Annotated in this window: 4 protein-coding genes and 1 pseudogene; 3 read left to right on the top strand and 2 right to left on the bottom strand. The window is 74.0% G+C overall.

Translation table 11 applies throughout. The features are described 5' to 3' along the window. Positions 1 to 49 precede the first annotated feature (49 nt). Positions 50 to 262, top strand: a pseudogene (locus tag FOE67_RS18215) (3-deoxy-7-phosphoheptulonate synthase); the annotation flags it as partial. Positions 263 to 339: 77 nt separating this feature from the next. On the opposite strand, the gene FOE67_RS18210 reads toward FOE67_RS18215, so the two are convergent. Next, positions 340 to 573: an MbtH family protein gene (locus FOE67_RS18210; protein ID WP_182665612.1), complete on the bottom strand. Its 234-nt coding sequence runs from the start codon at positions 571 to 573 to the stop codon at positions 340 to 342. Between the two features lie 333 nt (positions 574 to 906). Here FOE67_RS18210 and FOE67_RS18205 point away from each other — a divergent pair, with 333 nt between their 5' ends. Then, positions 907 to 1,527 (top strand): DUF1349 domain-containing protein, encoded by a 621-nt coding sequence (locus FOE67_RS18205; RefSeq protein WP_182665610.1) that lies wholly within the window; start codon positions 907 to 909, stop codon positions 1,525 to 1,527. A gap of 156 nt (positions 1,528 to 1,683) precedes the next feature. Here FOE67_RS18205 and FOE67_RS18200 read toward each other — a convergent pair whose 3' ends face one another. Beyond that, on the bottom strand, positions 1,684 to 3,222 hold the full coding sequence (locus FOE67_RS18200; protein WP_228474014.1) for an MFS transporter: 1,539 nt from the start codon (positions 3,220 to 3,222) through the stop codon (positions 1,684 to 1,686). Between the two features lie 295 nt (positions 3,223 to 3,517). Between FOE67_RS18200 and FOE67_RS18195 the strand changes: the two genes are divergently transcribed. Next, a complete protein-coding gene (locus FOE67_RS18195; protein WP_182665606.1) occupies positions 3,518 to 4,147 on the top strand; it encodes a helix-turn-helix domain-containing protein in 630 nt (209 codons plus the stop codon). The last annotated feature ends 153 nt before the right edge of the window (positions 4,148 to 4,300 follow it).

Genomic DNA, 4,300 nt, shown 5'->3' with positions numbered 1-4,300 from the left:
GGCCGGCGGACCGAGCGACCCGGCCGCCGGCCCGCGCACCGGCCGGGCCCTGCTGACCGGCCTCGCCGCCGAACTCCCCCCGGCCCACGAGTTCGTCGACCCCGTCCTCGCCCCGTGGACCGCCGACACCGTCTCCCGGGGGGCGATCGGCGCGCGGACCCTCGCCGGTCAGCCCCACCGGCACATGGCCTCCCGGCCGCCGATGCCGGTCGGCATGAAGAACTGCGTCTCCGGCCGCACCGACACCGCCCTCGCCGCGATCCGGGCCGCCTCCCCCGGCACATGCGGGACGGCCCCGGGGAGGGGAGTCCCCGGGGCCGTCCCGTACCCGCGCCCTCCTCAGGCTCCGGCAGGCTCCCGGGCCGACCGCAGGCGGTCGGCCGGGCTCGCGGGACGCATGTCGGTCCAGTGCGCCCCGACGTACTCCAGGCACGCCTCGCGGGTGTCCTCGCCGAAGACGGTGCGCCACCCCGCCGGGACCTCGGCGAAGGACGGCCACAGCGAGTGCTGGTTCCCCTCGTTGACCAGGACCAGGAAGCGGCCCTCGGCGTCGTCGAACGGGTTGGTGGACATACGGGATCCCTCCCGGGTGACGGGGTGACGGTGGATTTCCGGGGCGGCGCCGGGGTTCAGCGGGCCGAGCCGATACCCGGGAGGGCGTGGATCACCGGTGCGTCGTCGGGGAGAACCCGGGCCATGTCGCTCCCATCGGTGCGGGTCGGCCATCGGTCGGAGGGCGGGAAACGGCGGTGAACGGAGGGCGAGTTCGAACACGTCGGCACCCGCCACCGATCAACTTAGGTAAGGCTAGCCTTATGTACGGGGTCTGTCGACCGGGTCGCGCGAGCCCTTCCCGCCCCCCGGGGGATGTTGACGGCGTTCCGGGGCGATCGGAGACTGACCGGCATGACCACCGTGAACGTTCCCGGCCTGCCCTTCCCCCTCGTGCCCGAGGGAGCGCCCGGGTGCGCGCACGAGGTGACCGGGGACGCCCTGCGCCTCACCACCGGCGCCCGCACCGACCTCTTCCTCGACCCGGCCGGCCTCACCGACCCATCGGACGTCGGCCGGCTGGTCGGCGTCCCGCCGGAGGGCGACTTCTCCCTCACCGCCCGGGCGCGGGTGGGGTTCGCCTCGACCTACGACGCCGGCGTGCTGCTGGTCCACGCGGGGGAGCGGCGCTGGGCCAAGCTCTGCTTCGAGTACTCCCCGCAGCGGGTTCCCACCGCCGTCACCGTCGTCACCCGCGGCACCTCCGACGACGCCAACGCCTTCGAGGTGGAGGGCGACGCGCTGTGGCTGCGGGTCACCCGCACCGGTGCCGCGTGGGCCTTCCACGCCTCCACCGACGGGAGGTGGTGGCGCCTGCTGCGGTACTTCTCCCTGCACGAGGCGGAGGAGACCGGCGGGAAGCCGGCCCGGGTGGGCTTCCTCGCGCAGTCCCCCACCGGCGAGGGGTGCGCGGCGACCTTCGACCGGATCGCCTTCACCCCCTCGGCCCCGACCGACCTCCGCGACGGCTCCTGACCGGGTCCGACCGGCGCGAGGTGGTCCCGACCCGTGGCCCACGCCCCGGGTCGGGACCACCGCACGTCGGCCGCGCACCGGCAACCCCGCACTCTTCCGCCGGTTTCCGCTCCCCGGCACGGACGCACCGCGTGCCATCCGCCGGGCTCCGCCGGGTCAGCGGGCGGCGAGGGCCCCGGTTCCGTCCGCCGTTCCGCTCCCACCCGCCGTTCCGTCCGCCGTTCCGTCTCCGTCCGCCGTTCCGTCCGCGGCGTTCACCGGCCCCCTCGGCCCGTTCAGGACGATGTGGAGGAACAGGACCCCCATGACCACCACGCCCACCCACATGGCCTGCTGCCAACCGTCGACGAAGGACTGCCGAGCCGCGTGGACGAGCTCCCGCGCGTGTGAACCGGCGCCTTCCGCGACCTCGACGGCGTTGGCGACGCCCTCGCGGGCGGTGTCCGCCGCTTCCGGGGGGATGCCGTGCAGGCGGTCGTCGATGGCCCCGCGGTATCCGACGGCCACCAGCGCTCCGAGCAGGGCGACGCCCAGTGCGGTGCCCAACTCCCGGGTGATGTCGTTGAGGGCGGAGGCGACGCCCTGCTTCCCGCGCGGCAGGGAGCGGGTGATGGCCTCGGTGGAGGGCGTCATGGACAGGCCCATACCGAGGCCCATGGTGATCATGCCGGGCAGGAGGGCGGGATAGCCGCCGTCGACGGAGGCGAGGAGCGCCATCAGGGCCAGGCCGACACCGGCCAGCGCGATGCCCGTGGCCATGGTGGCCCGGGCTCCGACGCGCTCGGCCAACCGCGGGGCGAGGCCGGAGGCCGTCATCATCATGAGGGCCATGGGCATCAGCGCGAGCGTGGCCAAAAGGCCCGACCAGCCGAGCACGGCCTGGAAGAACGGGAAGAGGACCACGGCGATGCCCGCCTGGACGCCGAAGACCACCAGCAGGGTGATGGAGCCGCCGGCCAGGCCGCGCTCGCGGAACAGCCGGACGTCCAGCAGCGAGGCGTCACGCAGGCGCAACGCCCGGAGCACGAAGCCGAGAGCGGCCAGGAGGCCGACGGCGAGGGCGCCCAGCGTCGCGGGATGGGTCCAGCCGCGATCGGGACCCTCGTGCAGGACGAAGACGAGGCCGACCACGGCGACCGCGGAGACCAGCGCACCGACGGTGTCGAAGCCGTGGACGGAGCTCTCGCGGGAGTCGGGGACCGACTTCACCGCCATGACCAGGGCCACGACGACCAGGACGACGGGCAACGCGAACAGGTGGCGCCAGTCGGCGACATCGACCAGGAGCGCGGAGAGGAACATCCCCAGGATGCCGCCGCCCCCGGCGATGCCGGTCCACACCCCGATCGCCCTGCCGCGCTGCTCGGCGGGGAAGGTGGAGGTGATGACGGCCAGGGTGATCGGCATGATCATCGCCGCGCCGACACCGCCGACCAGGCGCGCGGCCAGCATGCTCTCGGCGGTCGGGGCCAGGCCGGCCGCGACGCTCGCGATGCCGAAGAGCCCCAGGCCGGTGATGAGCACGGGCTTGCGGCCCAGCCGGTCACCGACGGCGCCGAGCGGCAGCAGCAGTGCGGCCAGGGTCAGGGTGTAGATGTTGATGATCCACAGGACGGTGCCCTGTGAGGCACCGAACTCGACCGCCATGTGGGTCTGGGCGACGCCCAGCCCCGAGACCGACGCGATGACGGCCATGAGCGCCAGGGAAACGGTGACGAGGATCAGGCGCAGCCGGTGCGCGTCGGGCGCCCCGGCGTCGTGCTCCTCGTGCTTCTCGTGCTTCTCGTTCCCCCCGTTCTCCTCGATGGTCGCCGGCCGGTCGGATTGATGGGTACTCATGGGTTCCTCTCCGAAAGGGCACGCGGAGTCGGCGCCGGTACGGGTCCGGTCGTCGAAGTGGGTGGTGGGGCCGTGACCGCCCCTGCCCCGGGTGCGGGATTCCGGGCCCTCCGGGAACGACGCTAAGCCCGCCTTGCGTCGCGGGCATACGATGTTGCCCATGACGCAAGAAGATGGCGACCTGGACAGCCTCGTGCGCAAACGGATCCGCGCCCTGCGGGTGGCCCAGGGCTGGTCCCTGGAGGAACTGGCCGGGCGTGCCCACCTCAGCCAGTCCTCACTGAGCCGTATCGAGAACGGCCGGCGACGCCTCGCCCTGGATCAGCTCGTGACCCTCGCCCGCGCGCTGGACACCACCCTCGACCAACTCGTCGAGACCGCGACCGACGACATCGTCACCAGCCCGATGATCGACAACACCCACCGGATCATGCGCTGGCGGGTGAAGGGCGACCCCGGCATGAGCGTCATGCGCCAGTACCTGACCGAGCCCCCGCCCGACAATCCCGCACGCATGCGCGCCCACCCGGGACGCGAATGGCTCGTCGTCCTCTCCGGCACCGCGACCCTCGTGCTCGGCCACCGGCGTTTTCGCGTGGAGACCCACCAGGCCGCCGAGTTCCCCACGATGATGCCGCACGCGATCGGTGCCGAGGGCGGCCCGTGCGAGATCCTGGGCATCTTCGACCGCGAGGCCCGCCGCGGTCACCGGCGCGATGCCGACGACCCCGACGGGCGCGACGCCCCCGACGCCCCCGGCACGTCGGCGGGCCCCGGGTGACGACGGGGGCGGCGACCCCGGCGCCCGACCCCGTGCCGGTGCCCGCGGGGGCGCGGGCACCGGCACCGGGCCTCACGGACCGGGGACGGGCTCCGTCCCGGCGCCCGCCGCCGCTCCCGTGCCGCCGACCTGTTGCCCCGGCACCCCCGGCAC

The sequence above is a fragment of the Streptomyces calidiresistens genome (assembly GCF_014141525.1).
GTDB classification, from domain to species: domain Bacteria; phylum Actinomycetota; class Actinomycetes; order Streptomycetales; family Streptomycetaceae; genus Streptomyces; species Streptomyces calidiresistens.
This window is presented reverse-complemented; position numbering and strand designations above follow the sequence as displayed.